Genomic DNA, 20,266 nt, shown 5'->3' on the forward strand with positions numbered 1-20,266 from the left:
GATCGTGGCAGGTGCGCCCGACGGGAGACGTTTTCCAGCATGAGCCAGCGACCCATCGCCGCGATCATCCTTGCCGCCGGCAGTGGTACGCGGATGAAATCGGATCTTCACAAAGTCCTGCACCCGATCGCCGGGCGGCCGATGCTGTTGCATCTGGTCGATACCGTTGCGAGCCTGTCGCCCGAGCGGGCGGTTGTTGTGGTCGGCGCGCGCCGCGAGCAGGTCGAAGCCGCGGTGGCGCCGCACGGCGTGGTCAGCGCGCATCAGGCTGAACAGCTCGGCACCGGGCATGCCGTCATGCAGGCGAAGAACGCGCTGGCCGGCTTCGACGGCGATGTGCTGGTCCTCTATGGCGACGTGCCGCTGGTGACGCGGGAGACGATGCGCCGGATGGTTGACCGGCTGCACGCCCCCGACGCGCCCAGCGTTGTGGTGCTCGGCTTTCGCCCCGCCGATCCGGCGGCCTATGGCCGGGTGATCGTCGACGGTGACGGCCGGATCGAGAAGATCGTCGAATTCAAGGACGCTTCCCCCGAGGAGCGTGCGGTGACTTTGTGCAATTCGGGGCTGATGGCGGTGCAGTCGGCTGACCTGTTCGCGCTGCTGGACCGGTTGGGCAACGACAATGCCGCAGGCGAATATTATCTGACCGACATCGTCGAGCTTTCGACCGCCCATGCGGGCGGCTCGGCGGTGATCGAGACCGATGCCGCCGAGGTGGCCGGGGTGAACAGCCGGAGCGATCTGGCAGCGGTCGAGGCCGGCTGGCAGCAGGCGCGCCGCGCACAGGCGATGGCCGATGGCGCGACGCTGACCGCGCCCGATACGGTGTGGTTCGCCTATGACACCGTGCTGGGTCGCGACGTGACGCTTGAGCCCAATGTGGTGTTCGGACCCGGCGTGACGGTCGCGGACGCGGTGAATATCCGCGCCTTCAGCCATATCGAGGGCGCGACGATCGCCACCGGCGCCGAGATCGGCCCCTATGCTCGTCTGCGTCCAGGCACGATCATCGGCGAAAAGGCCAAGGTGGGCAATTTCGTCGAAACCAAGAAGACCGTGCTGGGCAAGGGGGCGAAAGCCAATCACCTGACCTATCTCGGCGATGCGGAGGTGGGCGCGGGCGCGAACATCGGCGCGGGCACGATCACCTGCAACTATGATGGCTTCTTCAAATATGGGACGCAGATCGGTGCAGGCGCCTTCATCGGATCGAACAGCGCGCTGGTCGCGCCGGTTGCGATCGGCGAGGGCGCGATCGTCGCCGCGGGTGCGGTGGTGACCCGGGATGTCGAGGCCGATGCGCTGGCGCTGGTGCGGCCCGAACAGGTGAGCAAGCCCGGTTGGGCCAAGCGATTCAGAGCGATGATGCAGGCGAGGAAGGCAGCGAAATGAGTGACCGTTACGAAGGCAAACCCTTCCTCCGGCTGGTCGATTGCTATGTGCTCGATGCGATCGGACATCTCGACGATGTACAGGAAGCGCAGCTGACAAAGATGACGCCGAAGTTCCGCGAGACCTTTGGCGAGCAGGGGAGCTGGCGCGAGATCGTGGTGGCGCGGATGCAATTCCCCGAAGGCATCGGGGAAGCGATCCGTCAGGTCTGGGAAAGCGGCCATGCCCGGTTCGTCGAGGCGAACGGACGCGACCCCGACCCGGAAGAATTCACCCGGTTTTTCGTCGACACCAATTTTCCGCACTGATGCGGCTGGGGATGAACTGAAATGTGTGGAATCGTCGGAATCCTGGGCAAGGAAGACGTTGCCGACCGGCTGCTCGACGGCCTCAAGCGCCTCGAATATCGCGGCTATGACTCGGCGGGCATCGCGACGATCGTCGATGGGGCGATCGACCGGCGGCGCGCCTCGGGCAAGCTCGTCAATCTGGGTAAGGTCCTGGCGCAGGAGCCGCTGTCCGGAACGGTGGGGATCGCACATACGCGCTGGGCCACGCACGGTGGCCCGACGACCAACAACGCCCACCCGCACGCCACCGGCGAGGTCGCGCTGGTCCACAACGGCATCATCGAGAATTTCAAGCCGCTGCGCGAAGAACTGCTGGCGCGCGGCCGCAAGTTCGACAGCGAGACCGACACCGAAATCGTCGCGCACCTGGTAAGCGAACAGGTGGAGAATGGCGTCGACCCGGTCGAGGCGGTGAAGGGCGTGCTGCCGCGGCTGCACGGCGCCTTCGCGCTCGCCATCCTGTTCCGCCAGCATCCCGACATGCTGATCGGCGCCCGCCTCGGTTCGCCTTTGGTGGTCGGCTATGGCGAGGATGAAACCTATCTCGGCTCCGATGCCCTGGCGTTGGCCCCGCTGACCCAGCGCATCTCGTATCTTGAGGAAGGCGACTGGGTCGTGCTGACCCGGTCGGGCGTTCAGGTCTATGACGTCGACAACAACCCGGTCGAACGCCCGATCGTCAATTCGGGCGCGTCAGGCCAGCTGATCGACAAGGGCAACCATCGTCACTTCATGGCGAAGGAGATTTACGAGCAGCCGATCGTCGTGGCGCAGACGCTGCGCGGCTATCTCCAGCGGCTCGAGGATACGGTGACGCTGCCGATCCCGGACTTCGACCTGTCGACGATCAAGCGCGTGACGATTGTGGCGTGCGGCACCAGCTTCTATGCCGGCATGGTCGCCAAATACTGGTTCGAACAGTTCGCGCGCGTCGCGGTCGATATCGATGTCGCGTCCGAATTCCGTTACCGCGCGCCGGTGATGGAGGATGGTGGGCTGATGATCGTCATCAGCCAGTCAGGTGAGACCGCCGACACGCTCGCGGCGCTGCGCCACGCCAAGGCGGAGGGGCAGACGATCGCCGCCGTGGTCAACGTGCCGACCAGCACGATGGCGCGCGAAGCCGACCTGTTGCTCCCCACCCATGCCGGGCCGGAGATCGGCGTGGCGTCGACCAAGGCGTTCACCTGCCAGCTCGCGGTGCTCGCCGCGCTCGCTGCCAACCTCGCCAAGGCAAAGGGACGGATGGATGCGGCCGAGGAGAAGGAAATCGTCCGGCATCTGTCCGAAGCGCCGGCCGCACTCAACGCCGCGCTCGCCTATGACGAGGCAATCGAGGGGATGGCGGGCGTCGTCGCGAGCGCGCGCGACGTGCTCTATCTGGGCCGCGGGACCGATTATCCGCTGGCGCTGGAAGGTGCGCTCAAGCTCAAGGAAATCAGCTACATCCACGCCGAAGGTTATGCCGCGGGCGAGATGAAGCACGGGCCGATCGCGCTGATCGACGAGAATGTCCCGGTGATCGTGATCGCGCCCTCAGGCCCGCTGTTCGAGAAGACCGTGAGCAACATGCAGGAAGTGCAGGCGCGCGGCGGCAAGGTCGTCCTCATCAGCGACTATGACGGGATCGAAGCGGCGGGTGAGGGGTGCATCGCGACGATCACTATGCCCAAGGTCCACCCGCTGATCGCGCCGATCGTCTATGCGGTGCCGGTGCAGTTGCTCGCTTATCATGTCGCGGTGGCTAAGGGCACCGATGTCGACCAGCCGCGCAACCTCGCCAAGTCGGTGACGGTGGAATAGCGCCGATGATCGTCGCGCGCCGCTGGCTGATCGGGGTTGCGCTGGGGCTTGGCCTCGCCGCGATTCCGGCGGCGGCGCAGCGCGGCGAGGGACCGCTGGTGCTGGCGGCGGCGAGCCTGCAGGAATCGATGACCGCTGCAGCCGATGGCTGGGCGCGCAAGGGGCATCCACGGCCGGTGATCTCGTTCGCCGCATCCTCGGTACTGGCGCGGCAGGCGGCAGCGGGCGCGCGCGCCGACCTGTTCGTGTCGGCGGACCAGGAGTGGATGGACTATCTCGACCAGCGGGCGATGCTCGCACCGGGGACGCGCGCGCCGTTTCTGGGCAACCGGCTGGTGCTGGTGACCCGAGTGGATGTCCCGGCCCAGCGACGCCCGCTCGCGGCGATGCTGCGCGGGCGGATCGCGGTGGCCGATCCGGCATCGGTGCCCGCAGGCCGCTATGCCGAAGCGGCCTTGCGCAAGCTCAAACTATGGAATGCCGCTGCCCCGCAGCTGGTACGTGCGGAGAATGTCCGCGCCGCGCTGGCATTGGTCGAGCGTGGTGCGGCGCCCTATGGCATCGTCTATGCGACAGACGCGCGGGCTTCGGCGCGCGTGCGCGTCGTGGGCGTTTTCCCGCAATCGAGCCACCCGCCGATCGTCTATCCGCTCGCGCGATTGAAAGGCTCGGCGCACCCCGACGCAGAGGGGTTCCGGCGCTTCCTGCTCTCGAACGAAGGCCGCGCGATCTTCATCCGCCACGGCTTCTCGCGGCGCTGATGCTGGAGGGCGGCATCTGGCCGGTCGTCGCCCTGTCGCTCAAGGTCGGGCTGGTTGCGACCATCGTCACATTGCCGATCGCCTTTGTGCTCGCATGGTTGCTCGCCCGCACGCGCTTTCCGGGCAAGATATTGATCGACGGTCTGGTCCATCTGCCGCTCGTCGTGCCGCCGGTGGTGACCGGCTGGCTGCTGCTGCTTGCCTTCGCCCCTGCGGGACCGGTGGGGGGCTGGCTCGAGCGCTGGCTCGGAGTCAGCGTGATGTTCCGCTGGACCGGCGCCGCGATCGCCGCTGGGGTGATGGCGCTCCCGCTGATGGTCCGCGCGATGCGGCTATCGATCGAGGCGGTGGATCGACGGTTCGAGGATGCTGCTCGCACCTTGGGGGCAAGCCGGACGCGTGTGTTCCGGACAATCACGCTCCCGCTCGCACTGCCCGGGGTGCTGGCCGCGGCAGTACTCGGCTTTGCCCGCGCGCTGGGCGAGTTCGGTGCGACGATCACCTTCGTCTCCAACGTGCCCGGCGAGACGCAGACGCTGCCGCTCGCCATCTATGCCGCGCTGCAGACGCCCGATGGCGAGGCGCAGGTGTTGCGGTTGGCGCTGATCTCGGTCGCGTTGTCGCTGGCGGCATTGGTGGCATCGGAACTGCTCGCGCGGCGGGCGGGGCGGGGCGTCCATGTCCTTTGACATCGCCGTCGAAAAGCGTCGGGGCGACGCGCATGTGACCTGCCGGATCGAAGGCGGCGACGGGCTCACCGTGCTGTTCGGGCCCTCCGGCGTCGGCAAGACCAGCGTGCTCGACATGGTCGCCGGGCTGCTGAAACCCGATACGGGTCATGTGCGGGTGAACGGCGAGGCGCTGTTCGATGCCGCCACCGGGGTAGATATACCCCCCGAGCGGCGCCGCGCCGGCTATGTGTTTCAGGATGCGCGGCTGTTCCCGCATCTCGATGTGCGTGCGAACCTGCTCTATGGCGCGGGGGGTGATCCCTCGGGCCTCGATGATCTCGCCGCCCGGTTCGACATCGCGCATCTGCTCAATCGCTGGCCGCGTTCGCTCTCGGGCGGTGAGGCGCGTCGCGTGGCGATCGGGCGGGCGCTGCTGGCCAGCCCCCGCTTCCTGCTACTGGACGAGCCGCTGTCGTCGCTCGACCGCGGCCGGCGCGAAGAGGTAATGCGGGTGATCGAGCGGCTGCGCGATGAAGCGGCGCTACCGATCCTGATGGTGACCCACGATCAAGCCGAAGCCGAGCGGTTGGGCCAGCGCATCATCGAGCTTTAGGTTTGCTCGTCCCTGGGGGAAGCCCCTCTGCAGATTCCGGCTTCTTGTCGAACTCGAACCAGTCGGTGTGCGGCAGGCCATAGAGCAGGTCGAAGAATTCGAGCTGCAGTCGCGCCGGCTTGCCCGTGTTGCTGTTCCACAGCATCACGATACCGCTCTTGTCCGCCGGATCGAACAGGACGAGCGAGCCATAGCCGTCCACCGAACCGCGATGCCCGACCAGCGGATGTCCGGCATAGACGAAGCTGCGCCAGCCAAGGCCGTAGGAGGCGTTGGTCAGCGCGCGGTCCATCGGCCCCCGCGGTCCGTGTGGCGGCGTCGCGACCCGGGCGCGGTGCATCGTTTCGAGCGCCGTCGCCGACAGCACACCCGGCGCATTGCCCATCTGGGCCTGCATCCAGATCAGCAGGTCGCGGATCGACGAATTGACCCCGCCTGCAGCGGGCACCCGGTAATAGGCGTCGTTGACGGTGACGAGCGCCTTACCCTTGCGGTGCGGCTGCGCCCAGCTCGTCGCGCTTTGCAGCCCCGCGCGACCGACGCTGGCGTTGCGCATTCCCAGCGGCTCGAACAGGCGCTTATGGGCGAGGCTGGCATAGTCCTCGCCAGTCGCGCCCTCGACGATCTCGGTCGCGGTATCATAGGCGATGTTCTGATAGCCGTAGCAGGTTCCCGGCGGGCAATGGACGGGCAGTGTGCCCAGCGCCGCGCGCAATGCCCTGGGGTCTTGCCCGGCCTCGAGCCGGTCGTCCCATGCGTTCCGGACCAGTCCGACGCGGTGCGACAGGACATTGGCGACCGTGACGTTGCTCCAGTTGCCCGGCAGCGTCAGCGTGGTGTTCAGCGACGCGACCGGGGCGTTGAGCGACAGCTTCCCCGCTTCGGCAAGCTTGGTCACCAGCGCAGCAGCGACCCCCTTCGACACCGAAGCCCAGCGGAACACGGTGTTCGGGGTGACGGGAGTGCCGCTATGCGCGACCGTCTCGCCAAAGCCCTTCGCGAAGCGAACTTGCCCGTTCTCGACGGCGCCGACCGCAAGGCCGACCATATCGGGTTCCTGCATGAGCCGCGCGATCCGCGCCTCGAGCCGGCGATAGTCCACGCGCGTCGGGGTGGCCACCGCCTGCACCACGTCATTCGCGATGGGGTCGGTCGTATTGCCGGAGGGAGGCTGGGGACCGGCGAAGTGAAAGGCGGCGAAGGCGCCCGCGCCCAGTGCCAGCGTGGAAAGCGCGGCGAATGCCTTGCGTCGCCCGGTACTCAATAGGCGCATGTGCGTTCCATTTTCGCGCGTGCGGATCATGGGGAACTGGAGCGGGTGAAGGGAATCGAACCCTCGTCGTAAGCTTGGGAAGCTTCTGCTCTGCCATTGAGCTACACCCGCTCGGGTGTGCGTTGCCATATGACGCGCGCTGCGTTCGGTTCAAGTCCCTTCTTGAACTTTGGCACGATCCGGCGGCATGGGGCAGCGCAAGGAGAGGTTCCCATGAAGCTGCGTTCCATGCTGTTCGTTCCCGGTGACCGGCCCGACCGGATGGAGAAGGCGCTCGCAAGCGGCGCCGATGCCCTGATCCTCGACCTCGAGGATTCGGTGACTCCGGCCAATAAGGGCGCCGCGCGGTTGGCGGTTGCAAAGTTCCTCGCCGAGACGCGCAGCGAAGTGGGCCTGTGGGTCCGCATCAACCCGCTCGATTCGGGGATGACGCAGGACGATCTCGGCGCCGCGCATGGCGCCGACGGCATTGTCCTGCCCAAGGCGGAGACCGGCGCGGACGTCGCCTCGCTCGATGCGATGCTCGGCGGGATCGCCGCGCGCATCCTCCCGATCGCGACCGAGACCCCGGCGGCGGTATTCGGCCTCGGCAGCTATGCCGGCTGCTCGCCGCGTCTTGCCGGCATCACCTGGGGTGCCGAGGATCTGCCTGCCGCGATCGGCGCGGTCTCCTCGCGTGAGAAGGACGGAAGCTATACCCCGCCCTATGAGATGGTTCGTGCGCTGACCCTGTTCGGCGCCCATGCCGCGGGCGTGCGGGCGATCGAGACCGTTTATCCCGATTTCCGCAACCTCGACGGGCTCAAGGCCTATTGCGCGCGGGCGATGCGCGACGGCTTCACTGGCATGATGGCGATCCACCCCGCGCAGATCGAGATCATCAACGCCGCGTTCAGCCCGTCGGAGGAAGCGATTGCCCACGCCCGGCATGTGGTCGCGGCATTCGCGGCGAACCCCGAAGCAGGCGCGCTCCAGCTCGACGGCAAGATGATTGATGCGCCGCACCTCAAACAGGCCGAAGCATTGCTGAAGCGCGCCGGCGTCACGTGAGTGGGGACTTCCATCGCGGCGATCTGGAGCGGCTGCGCGATGCGGGCCGTTACCGGTCGCTGACGCCGCGCACGGGGATCGACTTCGCTTCCAACGACTATCTCGGCCTCGCGAACGATCAGCGGCTGCGCGATGCGGTCGCGGCGGCGCTGGACCGTGGCGTTGCGGTCGGGTCGGGCGGATCACGCCTGCTGCGCGGCAACGATCCCGAGATCGCCGCGCTAGAGGCCGACGCCGCCACCATGTTCGGGGCGGAGGCGGCTTTGTTCTTCTCCACCGGCTTCGCCGCAAACGTCGCGCTATTGGCGACGCTGCCGCAGCCGGGCGACCTCATCGTTCATGACGCCCTGATCCACGCCAGCGTGCATGACGGCCTCAAGCTGTCGCGTGCGCCATCGGTGGCGGCCGCACACAACGATGCGCAGGCGGTCGACGACGCCATCGCTTCATGGCGTGGGCACGGCGGCACGGGAACGCCGTGGATCGCGGTCGAGAGCCTCTATTCGATGGACGGCGACCGCGCCCCGATCGCCGCGCTCGCCGAAGTGGCGGCGCGACATGACGCCATGCTGATCGTTGATGAGGCGCATGCGACCGGCGTGTGGGGCAGCGGCGGACGCGGCCTCGCCGCGACGCTGGAGGGCCAGCCCAATATCATCACGCTGCACACCTGCGGCAAAGCGCTGGGATGCGAGGGCGCGCTGGTCTGCGGCCCGCGCGTCTTCATCGACTTCCTCGTCAACCGTGCGCGGCCCTTCATCTTTTCGACCGCGCCGTCGCCGCTGATGGCGGCTGCGGTGCGAGAGGCGCTACGGATCGTCGCCGACGAACCGGCGCGGCGTGAGACGCTGCACTGGCTGATCGCGCATGCCGAGCGCGTGCTGGCGCCGCTCGGCGTGACTCCGACGGGGTCGCAACTGCTCCCGTTGATCGTCGGCGGCGATGCTGAGACGATGGCGCGCGCCGCGGCGGTTCAGGCCAAGGGCTTCGACGTGCGCGGCATCCGTCCACCGACCGTGCCCGCGGGCACGGCGCGGCTGCGCATATCGCTGACGCTCAACGTCACTCAGGGGGATATCGACCGGCTGGCGGACGCACTCACATGATCGTCGTCACCGGAACGGATACCGGCATCGGCAAGACCGTGGCGTCGGCGGCGCTCGCGCTACGGCTGGGCGCTGCCTATTGGAAGCCGGTTCAGGCTGGGCTCGACGAGGAAACCGACAGCGAAACCGTCGCCCGGCTCGCCGGTGTCGAAATCCTGCCTGAAGCCTATCGGCTGACCACGCCCTGTTCGCCGCACCGCGCTGCAGAGATCGACGGCGTCACGATCGACCCCAATCGCCTCACGCCGCCGCCGGGCCAGGTGGTGATCGAGGGGGCAGGTGGGGCGCTGGTCCCGCTGACCCGCGAGCTGGTCTATGCCGATCTCTTCGCGCGCTGGGGCCTGCCCGTGGTGGTGGTCGCCCGAACGACGTTAGGCGCCATTAACCATAGTTTGCTGACGATCGAGGCTTTGCGCGCCCGCTCAATCTGGGTAGGCGGCGTGCTCTTCTCGGGGGATGCGATGCCGGACAGCGAAGCGACGATCTGCGCAATGGGCAAGGTGCGGTCGCTCGGGCGCATTCCCCTGCTCGATCCGCTCACCCCGGATACGCTGCGTGCAGCAGCGGAAACGCTCGACCTGACGGGCCTCGGATGAACTCGCCTGTCTGGCATCCCTTTACCCAGCATGGGCTCAATGAGCCGGTGCCGCTGGTGACCCATGCCGAGGGCGCGGCGCTGCATACCGCCGACGGGCGGCGGGTGATCGACGCGATCTCCTCCTGGTGGGTGACGACGCACGGCCATTCCAACCCGCGCATCGTCGCCGCGATCCGCGATCAGGCGGAGAAGCTCGACCAGCTGATCTTTGCCGGCTGGACCCACGAGCCTGCCGAGACGGTCGCGCGCGAACTGGTGGCGATGATGCCGCGCCCGCTCGACCATGTCTTCTTCTCGGACAGCGGATCGACCAGCGTCGAGGTCGCGATCAAGATGGCGCTCGGCCATTTCGCCAATCGCGGCGAGCCGCGCCATCGCATCGTGGTGATGCAGGGCAGCTATCATGGCGACACGATCGGCGGCATGTCGGTCGGCGCGCGTGGTGTGTTCAACAGGAGCTATGCGCCGCTGCTGTTCGACGTCGACACCATCCCCTTTCCACAGGGCGCGAACGAGTATCGCGCGCTCGACGCGCTCGAGCAGCTCTGCGCTCAGTCGCCGCCGCCGGCCGCGATGATCGTCGAGCCGCTGGTGCTGGGCGCTGGCGGCATGAAGATGTACGCGCCCGGCGTGTTGCGGGCGATGCGCGACATCTGCGCAGCGCACGGCGTGCTGTTCATCGCGGATGAGGTGATGACCGGCTGGGGCCGCACTGGCACGTTGCTGGCGTGCGAGCAGGCGTCGGTCGTGCCCGACCTGCTATGCCTGTCCAAGGGGCTGACCGGCGGATCGCTGCCGCTGGCCGTGACGATGGCGACGCCCGAGATCTTCGAATCGCACCGGTCGAAGGACCGCGCGAAGATGTTCTTCCATTCGTCGAGCTACACCGCCAACCCGATCGCCTGTGCCGCCGCCGCCGCGAACCTCGCCATCTGGCGTGACGAGCCGGTGCTCGAGCGGGTCGCGCATCTTGCCCTGCGGCAGCGCAGCTACAGCCGGGCATTGTCGGGGAAGGTGAACAACCTCAGGCAATTGGGCACCATCGTTGCGATGGAGATCGAGGCGCCGGAAGGGGCGTATCTGTCCGTCCTCGGACCGCGGCTGATGAGCTTCTTCCGCGATCGCAACGTCCTTCTTCGTCCGCTCGGCAACACCGTCTACGTCATGCCGCCATACTGCATCTCGGACGATGATCTGGCGCGCGTCTATACGGTGATCGGCGAAGCGGTGGAAGCTTAGTCGGTGAATCTCCCCTCCCTGCAAGGGAGGGGCAGGGGGTGGGTCGCGCGGCGCAGCCGCGCGGTCAACGCCCGGTTCAAAGTCACCGGCCGGGGCATCGAGCCCCGTCCGCTGACAACCCACCCCTAACCCCTCCCTTGCAGGGAGGGGACTGACGGCTGCCTAAGCCGCGCGCAATTCCGCGAGGAACGCACTGACCGTATTGCCCAGCGCATCCGCCTCCGCGCGGATACGCCCGGCAAGTCCGCCCATCTCGCCCGCGCTGCTCGACGCTGAGCGCGCGGTCGCGCCGATCGCCTCGACATCGTCATGGATCTGCGTGCCCGCGGCGACCGCTTCCTCGACGGTCAGCGCGATCAGGCGGGTGGTGTCGCGCTGGGTGCCGACCGCGTCCTCGACCGTGTCGGACAGGCGTGCCATCGCGGCGATCGACGCCTCGACCTGAGCATGGCCGTCGGCGACATGGACGATACCGCTGCGGATTTCCTCGACATGCGCGGTGATGCGCTTGGCGGCGACCCCCGCCTGTGTCGCCAGGATCTTCACCTCATTGGCGACGACGGTGAAGCCGCGTCCTGCCTCGCCTGCGCGCGCCGCCTCGATCGTCGCATTGAGCGCAAGTAAATTCACTTGTTTCGCGATCTCACCGATCAGGCCGATCACCGCGTCGATCGATTGGGCGGAGTGCATCAGCCCGTCCATGCGTGCGGTACCTGCGCTCACCAGCGTGACCGCGTCTGACGCGGCGGCCTTGGCGCGCAGCGTGTCGTCGTTGATCGCCGCAAAGGCGCCAGCGAGCATCCGGCCCCGGTCGGCGATGTCGCGCATCGACGCGCTGGTCTGTCCGGCGGCGGCAGCGACTGCTGCGGCGCGATCGCCGGTATCGCCCGCACGCCCTTCGGTCTGCTTGGCATTGGCCGAGATGAAGCGCGCCAGATCGGTCAGCGCACGCGCGAGTCCCGCGACCTGCCGCTCGAACCGCGTCGTCGCGGCCTCGATCCGCTGCGCCCGCTCGACCCGCGCATTGGCCGCGTCGAGTTCGCGTTCGGAGGTGAGGCGGACGAGGCGGCGATTGGCGACCACAGCGAACAGGCGTCCGCGATGCGTGACGATCATCCCCTCAGCCCCATTGGCGGCACGATAGGCCTCGACCAGTGCGCCCGGATCCTGATCGACCTCTGCGGTCGGGCAGGGGCGGATATGCGCTGTCAGCCCGTTGCCATAGGCAGGGTTGCGCATCAGCGCATGGCCGAAGGGATTGAGCAGCAGGCGCCGCACATCCTTCTCGAACACCGCGCCGACGATATGATGCCCCCTGTCCACCACCGGAAGCAGGCGCAGCTCCATATTCGCCTGGAACAGGTCGATCGCGGCGAACAGCGTATCGGTCTCGCGCAGGAAGGGCGGATCGCGTTCGATCGGCGTCAGCCAGCTGCGCGCGGTGGCGGGCTGACGAAGGTCGGCGAAGTCGGCGGGCGAACAGAACATACCGTTCCACTAGGGGCGATGCGGTAAATGCGATGTTATCCGGGCGTGACAGTTTGAAGACAAATGGCGGTTTTTCGCCAGTTTCTACAGGTCGCCTTCCAATTCCGGCCGGTGACGTGCGGAAAGTGCGGTGATCCAGTCGGCGAACGCGGCGACGTGCGCGAAATGGCGGGTTTCCTCATGCGTCACCAGCCAGAAGCTGCGACGGATGCGGATATCGGGAAGAACACGCGTCAGCTTGCGATCCGCGTCGCCGATGAAACAGGGCAGCACCGCGATGCCCGCTCCCGCCGTAGTCATCCGATATTGCGCGTTGATACTCGACGATCGCAGCTGCGGCTCGGGGGCGCCGGGGATTTCGTCGAGATAGCGCAGCTCGGGCGCATAGAGAATGTCGGGGACATAACCGATCAGGCGATGGGCGCGCAGCTCTTCGGGCGTGGTCAGCGGCGCGCTTCGGGCGAGATAGTCGTTCGAGGCATAAAGCCGCAGGCCATAATCGGCGAGCTTGCGTGTCAGCAGCGGCCCGCGTCGCGGGCGGGCGAGCAGCACGGCGACATCGGTCTCGCGCCGCGTCGGGTTCAGGAAGCCGCTGGTCGCGATCAGATCGACCGCCAGCCCCGGGTGCGCGGCGGCCAGCTCGCCCAGATGGCGGCTGACGAACCACGTGCCAAAGCCTTCGGACACGCTCGCCCGGATCGTGCCGCGGACCGCGCCGCCAGGGTCGCGGCTGCCGATCGCGGCGGCGGCACGTTCCATCGCGCGGGCATGGGTCAGCAGCCGCTCGCCTGCCGGGGTCAGCGACTGGCCGTCCGGCCCTTGCTCGAATAGCCGCTCGCCCAGTGCCTGCTCCAGCCTGCGCAGACGGCGGCCTGCCGTCGTGGCGTCGATCTCCAGCGCCTGCGCGGCCTTGGCGAGCTGCCCGGTGCGGGCAATTGCAAGGAAGATCGGCAGGTCGCTCCAGTCCATGGCCTGCAGATATGCAGCTTATACCTGCATGTCGATGGGTTGCTCGCCTGGCGGGCGCGGGTGCAGAAAGTCCTTGGTTCGTCATTCCCGCGAAGGCGGGAATCCATTGTCTCAGGTGCCGAGGTTCTTTCCCGACGTTAGCCTGAATGGATCCCCGCCTTCGCGGGGATGACGGTCGACGGTTTGGGAGACGGTAAATGGCGACGGCGGTCCGTGAGATTTCGCACTTCATCGGCAATGCGGCGACGGCCGGAACCGGCACGCGCCGTTCCGACGTGTTCGATCCCAATACCGGCGCGGTTCAGGCGCAGGTGACATTGGGCGCGCAAGCCGATCTCGACGCGGCGATGGCCAATGCGGTCAGGGCGCAGATCGGCTGGGCGGCGACCAACCCCCAGCGCCGCGCCCGCGTCATGTTCAACTTCAAGGCGCTGATCGAAAAGAACATGGACGAGCTGGCGCATCTGCTCAGCTCCGAGCATGGCAAGGTCATCGCCGACTCCAAGGGTGACATCCAGCGCGGGCTCGAGGTGATCGAATTCGCCTGCGGCATCCCGCACGTGCTCAAGGGCGAATATACGCAGGGCGCGGGGCCGGGGATTGACGTCTATTCGATGCGCCAGCCCTTGGGCGTCGTCGCGGGCATCACACCGTTCAACTTCCCCGCGATGATCCCGATGTGGATGTTCGGTGTCGCCATCGCCTGCGGCAACGCCTTCATCCTCAAGCCCTCGGAACGCGATCCCAGCGTGCCCGTGCGTCTTGCCGAGCTGATGCTCGAGGCCGGGCTGCCCGAGGGTGTGCTTCAGGTCGTGCAGGGCGACAAGGAGATGGTCGACGCGATCCTCGACCATCCCGAGATCAAGGCGGTGAGCTTCGTCGGCTCGTCCGACATCGCGCATTATGTCTATCGCCGCGGCGTCGCGGCCGGGAAGCGCGTCCAGGCGATGGGCGGCGCCAAGAACCACGGCATCGTCATGCCCGACGCCGATCTCGATCAGGTCGTCAACGACCTCGCCGGCGCGGCCTTCGGCTCGGCGGGCGAGCGCTGCATGGCGCTCCCGGTAGTGGTGCCGGTCGGCGACAAGACCGCCGAAGCGCTCCGCGCCAAGCTGTTGCCCGCGATCGAGGCACTGCGCGTCGGCGTGTCGACCGATGCCGGGGCGCATTACGGCCCGGTGGTCACCGCCGCGCACAAGGCGAAGATCGAAAGCTACATCCAGATGGGCGTCGATGAGGGCGCAGAACTGGTCGTCGACGGCCGCGGCTTCAGCCTGCAGGGGCATGAGCAGGGCTTCTTCGTCGGCCCGACGCTGTTCGACCGCGTCACCCCGCAGATGCAGAGCTATCAGGAAGAGATTTTCGGTCCGGTCCTCCAGATCGTCCGCGCCCCCGATTTCGAGACCGCGCTGCGTCTGCCGAGCGATCACCAGTACGGCAATGGTGTCGCGATCTTCACGCGCAACGGCCATGCCGCGCGCGAGTTCGCCGCGCGCGTCAATGTCGGCATGGTCGGCATCAACGTGCCGATCCCGGTGCCGGTCGCTTACCACACCTTCGGCGGCTGGAAGCGCAGTGCGTTCGGCGACACCAACCAGCACGGCATGGAAGGCATCAAGTTCTTCACCAAGGTAAAGACGATCACCCAGCGCTGGCCCGACGGTTCGCCTGACGGTGGCAACGCGTTCGTCATCCCGACGATGGGCTGACATGCCCCGCCACCCCGAATATCCTGTTCCTCCGACCGCCGCTGACCTATGGTCCGGCGGGCCGGGGGGCGATCGCGGGAAAAGGGTGGCAAGTCATGAAAGCGTCTACACTCTGGATCATCGCCGGCATTGTTTCGCTGGTCGGCGGCGTACTTGCACTGTTCAATCCGTTCGGCGCGACGCTGACGGCGGTATTCCTGGCGGGGTGGATGTTCCTGTTCAGCGGGATTGTCCATCTGATCTCGGCCTTCTCCGAAACGGGGACGGGCGCAAAGATCTGGGCGATCCTGTGGGCGGTCGTCGTGACGCTGCTGGGCATCGCGATCCTCGCCAATCCGCTCGCGGGGATGCTGTCGCTCACGCTCGCCGCCGGGATCCTGTTCGTCGCCTCCGGGCTGTTCCGAGTGATCTTCGCGGTTCAGGTGCGTGGCACCGGCCTGTTCTGGCCGTTGCTGCTGACCGGCCTGATCGCGATCGGCCTCGGCGCCTATGTGTTCGCGACCTATCCGGGTTCCGCAACGGTCCTGCTGGGCACGCTGCTGGGGATCGAGCTGATCTTCAATGGCGTGGCGCTGATCATGCTCTATCTCGCCGGCAAGGCCGTGAAGTCAGCGTTCGAAGCGGCGGCCGAACCCGCCCCCTGACGTTCGCCCGCAAATGTGCGCGTGACAGCCGGATCGTGCGCCATGCTATGAGCGTCGCCGTTTCATGAAAACGGGGGAGAAGGCGATGCGGTGGCTTGCGGCTCTGGTGGCATGTCTGGTGATGGCGATGCCCGCCGCCGCGCAGAAGCGGATCGCGCTCAGCTTCGACGATACGCCACGGCATGCGGGCGGGTTCATGGACCCGGATGCACGAGCCGAAATGCTGATCAAGGCGCTGCGCAAGGCGAAGGTCAAGCAGGCTGCCTTCTTCGTCACCGTCGGCAATCTGGGCAAGCCGGGCACCGGCGACGGCGCGACCAATATCGCGCGATATGTGGTGGCGGGACATGTACTCGCCAATCACAGCTATTCGCATAAAAGGCTGAGCGGCATGTCAGCCGACGCTTATCTGGCGGATATCGATTATGCCGATGCATGGCTGAAAGGCTGGGGAGGCTATCGCCCGTGGTTCCGCTTCCCGTTCCTCGATGAGGGCGGCAAGGACAAGGTCAAGCGCGACGCCGTGCGCGCGGGGTTGAAGGCGCGCGGCCTCTCCAACGGCTACGTCACCGCCGAGTCCGTCGACTGGTATATCGACGATCAGGCAATGGCGGCGAAGAAGGCCGGCAAGCGCATCGACATGAAGGCGCTGCGCGACCTCTATGTCGAAAGCCATGTCGAGGCCGCCGAATTCTACGACGGGCTGATGGTGAAGACCATTGGCCGGCAGCCCGTCCAGATGCTGCTGCTGCACGAGAATGACCTCGCGGCGATGTTCGTCGACGAACTGGTCGCGGCGCTGCGGGCGAAGGGCTGGGAAATCGTGACCGCCGATGCGGCCTATGCCGACCCGCTCGGTGAGCCCGACGCCCCCGTCGCGCAAGGTACGCTGACCGAAGCGCTGGCGTGGGAAAGGGGCCTGCCCGCACCGCGCTGGTATGCGCGCAACGATCTCGATCTCATGGGTCCGCTGTTCCGCCGCCGCGTATTGGGCGAAGCGGAATGAACCTGGCGCTACATCGGCTCCTGACGGCCCTCGATCACGTCCTCGACCGCGCGTTGCTGCTGCGACCCGTGGCGGGGCGCCTGATCGCGGACATGGCATCCGTCCTGCTTCCGGCACATGCCGACGGCAAGGCTGTTGAGCGTGTCGGGCGTGGCGCAGGCGCCGGTGGCAAGCAGCGGCGCGACAATCAAAAGACGAAGCTTCATGTGGTGAACTTCCCCGATTTGTGCGGCATCGGATCGCACGGACCCGGGCGGCGTTCAACTGGCGAAATATAAAGAGGGGATGATGGACCAGTTCGATCTCAACGAAGACCAGCGCGCAATCCAGGAGATGGCGCGCAAGTTCACCGCCGATGCGATCACCCCGCACGCCGCCGAGTGGGATGAGAAGCACATCTTCCCGCGCGAGACGGTGAAGGCCGCAGCCGAGCTCGGCTTCGGCGCGATCTACGTGTCCGAAGAGAGCGGCGGGATCGGTCTCGGCCGGCTCGAATCCGCGCTGATCATGGAAGCGATGGCCTATGGCTGTCCCGCGACCAGCGCGTTCATCTCGATCCACAACATGGCGAGCTGGATGATCGACCGCTTCGGGTCGCAGGCGGTGAAGGACAAGTATCTGCCCCAGCTCGTCACCGCCGACTGGCTGGCGAGCTACTGCCTGACCGAACCGTCCTCGGGTTCCGATGCCGCCGCGCTCAAGACGACGGCGAAGCGTGACGGTGACCATTTCATCGTCAACGGGTCGAAACAGTTCATCTCCGGCGCGGGCGAGAACGAGCTCTACGTCACGATGGTTCGCACCGGCGTCGACGGCCCCAAGGGCATCTCGTGCCTCGCGATCGAAAAGGACATGCCCGGCGTCAGCTTCGGCGCCAATGAGCGCAAGCTCGGCTGGCACGCCCAGCCCACCCGGCAGGTGACGTTCGACAATGTCCGCGTGCCCGCCGAAAACCTGATCGGTGGCGAGGGCGAGGGCTTCCGCATCGCGATGATGGGTCTCGACGGCGGCCGTCTCAACATCGGCGCTTGTTCGCTCGGCGGGGCGCAGCGCTGCCTCGATGAGGCGGTTCAGTACACCAAGGACCGCAAGCAGTTCGGATCGGCGATCGCCGACTTCCAGAACACCCAGTTCACGCTCGCCGACATGGCAACCGAGCTCGAAGCGGCGCGCGCGCTGCTTTACCTCGCCGCGGCCAAGGTCACCGCGAACGCGCCCGACAAGACCAAGTTCGCAGCGATGGCCAAGCGCTTCGCCACCGACACCGGATCGTCGGTGGTCGATCGCGCGCTCCAGCTCCATGGTGGCTATGGCTACCTCATGGACTATCCGATCGAGCGCTTCTGGCGTGACCTCCGCGTCCATTCGATCCTGGAAGGCACCAATCAGGTGATGCGGATGATCGTCGGACGCGAGCTGACCCGCCAATGAGCGACGTCCTGATCTCGATCGAGGGCAAGGTCGGCCGCATCCGGCTCAACCGGCCCAAGGCGATCCATGCACTCAACACAGGGATGTGCGCCGCCATCCTCGATGCGCTGACGTCGTGGCGCGACGACACCGCCGTCGAAGCGGTGATCATAGATCACGCGGAGGGCCGGGGGTTCTGCGCAGGCGGCGATATCCGCATGATCGCGGAAAGCGGTGCCGGCGATGGCAGCGCGGCGCGCGACTTCTTCCGGGTCGAATACCGGATGAACCACGCGTTGTTCACCTATGCCAAGCCGATCGTCGCCTTTATGGACGGGATCACGATGGGCGGCGGCGTCGGCATCAGCCAGCCGGCGAAATACCGCGTCGCGACCGAGAATACCAAGCTGGCGATGCCCGAGACCGGGATCGGCCTGTTCCCCGATGTCGGCGGCGGCTGGTATCTCTCGCGGCTGGCGGGGCGCACCGGCCAGTATCTGGCGCTGACCGGGCACCGGCTCGACGGGGCCGAGTGCCTCGCGCTCGGGCTGGCGAGCCATTATCTCCATTCGGACGCGCTGGATGGTGCCAAGGCGCGGATCATCGCCGATCCGCAGACGATCGAAGCCGTTCTGGAGGCGCTGTCCTCTCCTGCACCCGACGCCCGCATCCTCGCGCATCGCGGCGCGATCGACCGGCTGTTCGCGTCGGACAAGCTTGAGGATGTGCTGGCTGCGCTCGAAGCGGACGGCGGCGAATGGGCGACGCAACAGCTTGCAACGCTTGGCACCAAATCCCCCCAGACCATGAAGGTCAGCCTCAAGCTGCTGCTCGACGGCAAGACCATGCCCACCTTCGAGGATGAGATGCGCCAGGAATTCGCGGTGGGCAGCCATGTCGTGCAACGCCATGACTTCATCGAAGGCGTACGCGCAGTGATTATCGACAAGGACAATGCGCCGAAATGGAACCCGGCGACCGCGGAAGAGGTGAGCGATCACCTGATCGATCAGATCTTCGCGCCCTTGTCCACCGATCAGCAATGGGAGCCCTGATGCGCTACGCTACCCCGGCCGACTTCTATCACGCGGTCAGGCACGCCTGGAGCGCGGAGACGATTCCGGACCCGTTCGATCCACTCAATCCGTGCCGCAACCAGTGCGCGGTGACGGCGCTCGCCACCCAGCACGTCTTCGGCGGGGAGATTTTCAAGACCGCCACCAAAGGCGGCACCCATTTCTACAACCGCATCGATGGCCGCTATTGGGACCTCGCGACCGATCAGTTCGACGAGCCGATTCCCTATGACAACAGCCCCAGCTCGATCGAGGAAGCGCACGAGCACGCGACGCCTGCGCAGCTCGCTATCCTTCTCGCCAATGTCGAGCGCCTGAATCAGGAGTCCAAATGAGCTACGAAACCATCCTCGTCGAACAGCGCGGCGGCGTCACACTGGTGACGCTCAACCGGCCGCAAGCTCTGAACGCGCTCAACAGCCAGGTGCTGAGCGAACTGCTCGACGCCTTCGCGAAGTTCGACGCCGATCCGTCGCAGGGTTGCGCGGTACTGACCGGCAGCGAGAAGGCGTTCGCCGCCGGTGCCGACATCAAGGAGATGCAGGCGCAGGGCTTTGCCGACATGTACGGCCATAACTTCTTTGCTGGCTGGGATCAGTTCACCCGCACGCGCAAGCCGATCATCGCCGCCGTTTCGGGCTTCGCACTCGGCGGCGGGTGTGAGCTGGCGATGATGTGCGACTTCATCCTCGCCGCCGACACCGCCAAATTCGGACAGCCCGAGATCAAGCTCGCGGTGGCGCCGGGCATGGGCGGATCGCAGCGGCTGGCGCGCGCGGTGGGCAAAGCCAAAGCGATGGAGATGTGCCTCACCGGCCGCATGATGGGTGCCGAGGAAGCCGAGCGTGCAGGCCTCGTCAGCCGCATCGTCCCCGCCGCCGATTTGCTCGAGGATGCGCTTAAGACGGCCACGGCGATCGCGGGCATGGCGCCGCTGTCGGTGCTGGCGAACAAGGAAATGGTCAACGCTGCGTTCGAGACGACGCTGGCGCAGGGTGTTCAGTTCGAGCGGCGCCTGTTCCACGGCCTGTTCGGCACCGCCGACCAGAAGGAAGGCATGGCGGCGTTCGTTGAGAAGCGCCCGGGGAACTGGACGGGCAAGTGA

General features: G+C 66.7%; 21 protein-coding genes and 1 tRNA gene. 17 read left to right on the forward strand and 5 right to left on the reverse strand.

The window, feature by feature from the left end; genetic code table 11:
• The first annotated feature begins 39 nt into the window (after positions 1 to 39).
• From glmU to AC07NK_RS08430, 6 genes are read left to right on the forward strand one after another with little or no spacing between them, the layout of a single operon-like run.
• On the forward strand, positions 40 to 1,395 hold the full coding sequence (gene glmU / locus AC07NK_RS08405) for a bifunctional UDP-N-acetylglucosamine diphosphorylase/glucosamine-1-phosphate N-acetyltransferase GlmU (protein ID WP_495170126.1): 1,356 nt from the start codon (positions 40 to 42) through the stop codon (positions 1,393 to 1,395).
• Complete coding sequence (locus AC07NK_RS08410; RefSeq protein WP_495170127.1) at positions 1,392 to 1,703, forward strand: hypothetical protein; 312 nt, start codon at positions 1,392 to 1,394, stop codon at positions 1,701 to 1,703. The genes glmU and AC07NK_RS08410 overlap by 4 nt, the downstream gene beginning before the upstream one ends.
• Before the next feature lie 21 nt (positions 1,704 to 1,724).
• Entirely contained in the window at positions 1,725 to 3,548 is a 1,824-nt protein-coding gene (gene glmS, locus AC07NK_RS08415; RefSeq protein ID WP_495170128.1) for a glutamine--fructose-6-phosphate transaminase (isomerizing), read from the forward strand.
• A 5-nt stretch (positions 3,549 to 3,553) separates the two neighbouring features.
• Positions 3,554 to 4,309 (forward strand): molybdate ABC transporter substrate-binding protein, encoded by a 756-nt coding sequence (gene modA, locus AC07NK_RS08420; protein ID WP_495170129.1) that lies wholly within the window; start codon positions 3,554 to 3,556, stop codon positions 4,307 to 4,309.
• On the forward strand, positions 4,309 to 4,998 hold the full coding sequence (gene modB / locus AC07NK_RS08425) for a molybdate ABC transporter permease subunit (protein ID WP_495170130.1): 690 nt from the start codon (positions 4,309 to 4,311) through the stop codon (positions 4,996 to 4,998). Before modA ends, modB begins: the two co-directional genes overlap by 1 nt.
• Entirely contained in the window at positions 4,988 to 5,593 is a 606-nt protein-coding gene (locus tag AC07NK_RS08430) for an ATP-binding cassette domain-containing protein (RefSeq protein WP_495170131.1), read from the forward strand. Before modB ends, AC07NK_RS08430 begins: the two co-directional genes overlap by 11 nt.
• Here AC07NK_RS08430 and AC07NK_RS08435 read toward each other — a convergent pair.
• Both AC07NK_RS08435 and AC07NK_RS08440 read right to left on the reverse strand, forming a co-directional pair.
• Entirely contained in the window at positions 5,580 to 6,866 is a 1,287-nt protein-coding gene (locus AC07NK_RS08435; protein ID WP_495170132.1) for a serine hydrolase domain-containing protein, read from the reverse strand. The genes AC07NK_RS08430 and AC07NK_RS08435 overlap by 14 nt on opposite strands.
• Positions 6,867 to 6,903: 37 nt before the next feature.
• Positions 6,904 to 6,977: transfer RNA gene (locus AC07NK_RS08440), tRNA-Gly, on the reverse strand.
• 102 nt (positions 6,978 to 7,079) lie between these two features.
• Between AC07NK_RS08440 and AC07NK_RS08445 the strand changes: the two genes are divergently transcribed.
• From AC07NK_RS08445 to AC07NK_RS08460, 4 genes are read left to right on the forward strand one after another with little or no spacing between them, the layout of a single operon-like run.
• Complete coding sequence (locus AC07NK_RS08445; RefSeq protein WP_495170133.1) at positions 7,080 to 7,916, forward strand: HpcH/HpaI aldolase/citrate lyase family protein; 837 nt, start codon at positions 7,080 to 7,082, stop codon at positions 7,914 to 7,916.
• Positions 7,913 to 9,022, forward strand: coding sequence for an 8-amino-7-oxononanoate synthase (locus AC07NK_RS08450; protein WP_495170134.1), 1,110 nt, complete (start codon positions 7,913 to 7,915; stop codon positions 9,020 to 9,022). Before AC07NK_RS08445 ends, AC07NK_RS08450 begins: the two co-directional genes overlap by 4 nt.
• The gene (gene bioD / locus AC07NK_RS08455; RefSeq protein ID WP_495170135.1) at positions 9,019 to 9,618 is read left to right on the forward strand and encodes a dethiobiotin synthase; all 600 of its coding nucleotides are present in this window, start codon (positions 9,019 to 9,021) and stop codon (positions 9,616 to 9,618) included. Before AC07NK_RS08450 ends, bioD begins: the two co-directional genes overlap by 4 nt.
• Positions 9,615 to 10,859, forward strand: coding sequence for an adenosylmethionine--8-amino-7-oxononanoate transaminase (locus AC07NK_RS08460; RefSeq protein WP_495170136.1), 1,245 nt, complete (start codon positions 9,615 to 9,617; stop codon positions 10,857 to 10,859). The genes bioD and AC07NK_RS08460 overlap by 4 nt, the downstream gene beginning before the upstream one ends.
• Positions 10,860 to 11,021: 162 nt before the next feature.
• Here the strand turns inward: AC07NK_RS08460 and AC07NK_RS08465 are convergent, their stop codons facing one another.
• The gene (locus AC07NK_RS08465) at positions 11,022 to 12,347 is read right to left on the reverse strand and encodes a methyl-accepting chemotaxis protein (RefSeq protein WP_495170137.1); all 1,326 of its coding nucleotides are present in this window, start codon (positions 12,345 to 12,347) and stop codon (positions 11,022 to 11,024) included.
• Between the two features lie 84 nt (positions 12,348 to 12,431).
• A complete protein-coding gene (locus tag AC07NK_RS08470) occupies positions 12,432 to 13,316 on the reverse strand; it encodes a LysR family transcriptional regulator (RefSeq protein ID WP_495170138.1) in 885 nt (294 codons plus the stop codon).
• Positions 13,317 to 13,513: 197 nt separating this feature from the next.
• Here AC07NK_RS08470 and AC07NK_RS08475 point away from each other — a divergent pair, with 197 nt between their 5' ends.
• The 3 genes from AC07NK_RS08475 (at position 13,514) to AC07NK_RS08485 (ending at position 16,675) form a co-directional block, all read left to right on the forward strand.
• Positions 13,514 to 15,025, forward strand: a complete 1,512-nt coding sequence (locus AC07NK_RS08475) for a CoA-acylating methylmalonate-semialdehyde dehydrogenase (RefSeq protein WP_495170139.1) — start codon at positions 13,514 to 13,516, stop codon at positions 15,023 to 15,025.
• A 95-nt stretch (positions 15,026 to 15,120) separates the two neighbouring features.
• Positions 15,121 to 15,669, forward strand: a complete 549-nt coding sequence (locus AC07NK_RS08480) for an HdeD family acid-resistance protein (RefSeq protein WP_495170140.1) — start codon at positions 15,121 to 15,123, stop codon at positions 15,667 to 15,669.
• Between the two features lie 85 nt (positions 15,670 to 15,754).
• Positions 15,755 to 16,675: a polysaccharide deacetylase family protein gene (locus AC07NK_RS08485; RefSeq protein ID WP_495170141.1), complete on the forward strand. Its 921-nt coding sequence runs from the start codon at positions 15,755 to 15,757 to the stop codon at positions 16,673 to 16,675.
• Between the two features lie 8 nt (positions 16,676 to 16,683).
• Here AC07NK_RS08485 and AC07NK_RS08490 read toward each other — a convergent pair whose 3' ends face one another.
• Entirely contained in the window at positions 16,684 to 16,881 is a 198-nt protein-coding gene (locus AC07NK_RS08490; RefSeq protein WP_495170142.1) for a hypothetical protein, read from the reverse strand.
• Positions 16,882 to 16,963: 82 nt separating this feature from the next.
• On the opposite strand from AC07NK_RS08490, the gene AC07NK_RS08495 reads away from it, so the two are divergent.
• From AC07NK_RS08495 to AC07NK_RS08510, 4 genes are read left to right on the forward strand one after another with little or no spacing between them, the layout of a single operon-like run.
• On the forward strand, positions 16,964 to 18,106 hold the full coding sequence (locus tag AC07NK_RS08495; RefSeq protein ID WP_495170143.1) for an acyl-CoA dehydrogenase family protein: 1,143 nt from the start codon (positions 16,964 to 16,966) through the stop codon (positions 18,104 to 18,106).
• Positions 18,103 to 19,140, forward strand: a complete 1,038-nt coding sequence (locus tag AC07NK_RS08500) for an enoyl-CoA hydratase/isomerase family protein (protein WP_495170144.1) — start codon at positions 18,103 to 18,105, stop codon at positions 19,138 to 19,140. Before AC07NK_RS08495 ends, AC07NK_RS08500 begins: the two co-directional genes overlap by 4 nt.
• Positions 19,140 to 19,496 (forward strand): YunG family protein, encoded by a 357-nt coding sequence (locus tag AC07NK_RS08505; RefSeq protein WP_495170145.1) that lies wholly within the window; start codon positions 19,140 to 19,142, stop codon positions 19,494 to 19,496. The genes AC07NK_RS08500 and AC07NK_RS08505 overlap by 1 nt, the downstream gene beginning before the upstream one ends.
• Positions 19,493 to 20,266 (forward strand): enoyl-CoA hydratase, encoded by a 774-nt coding sequence (locus AC07NK_RS08510; protein ID WP_495170146.1) that lies wholly within the window; start codon positions 19,493 to 19,495, stop codon positions 20,264 to 20,266. The genes AC07NK_RS08505 and AC07NK_RS08510 overlap by 4 nt, the downstream gene beginning before the upstream one ends.

The sequence above is a fragment of the Sphingomonas sp. GW821-FHT09B04 genome (genome assembly GCF_059418285.1).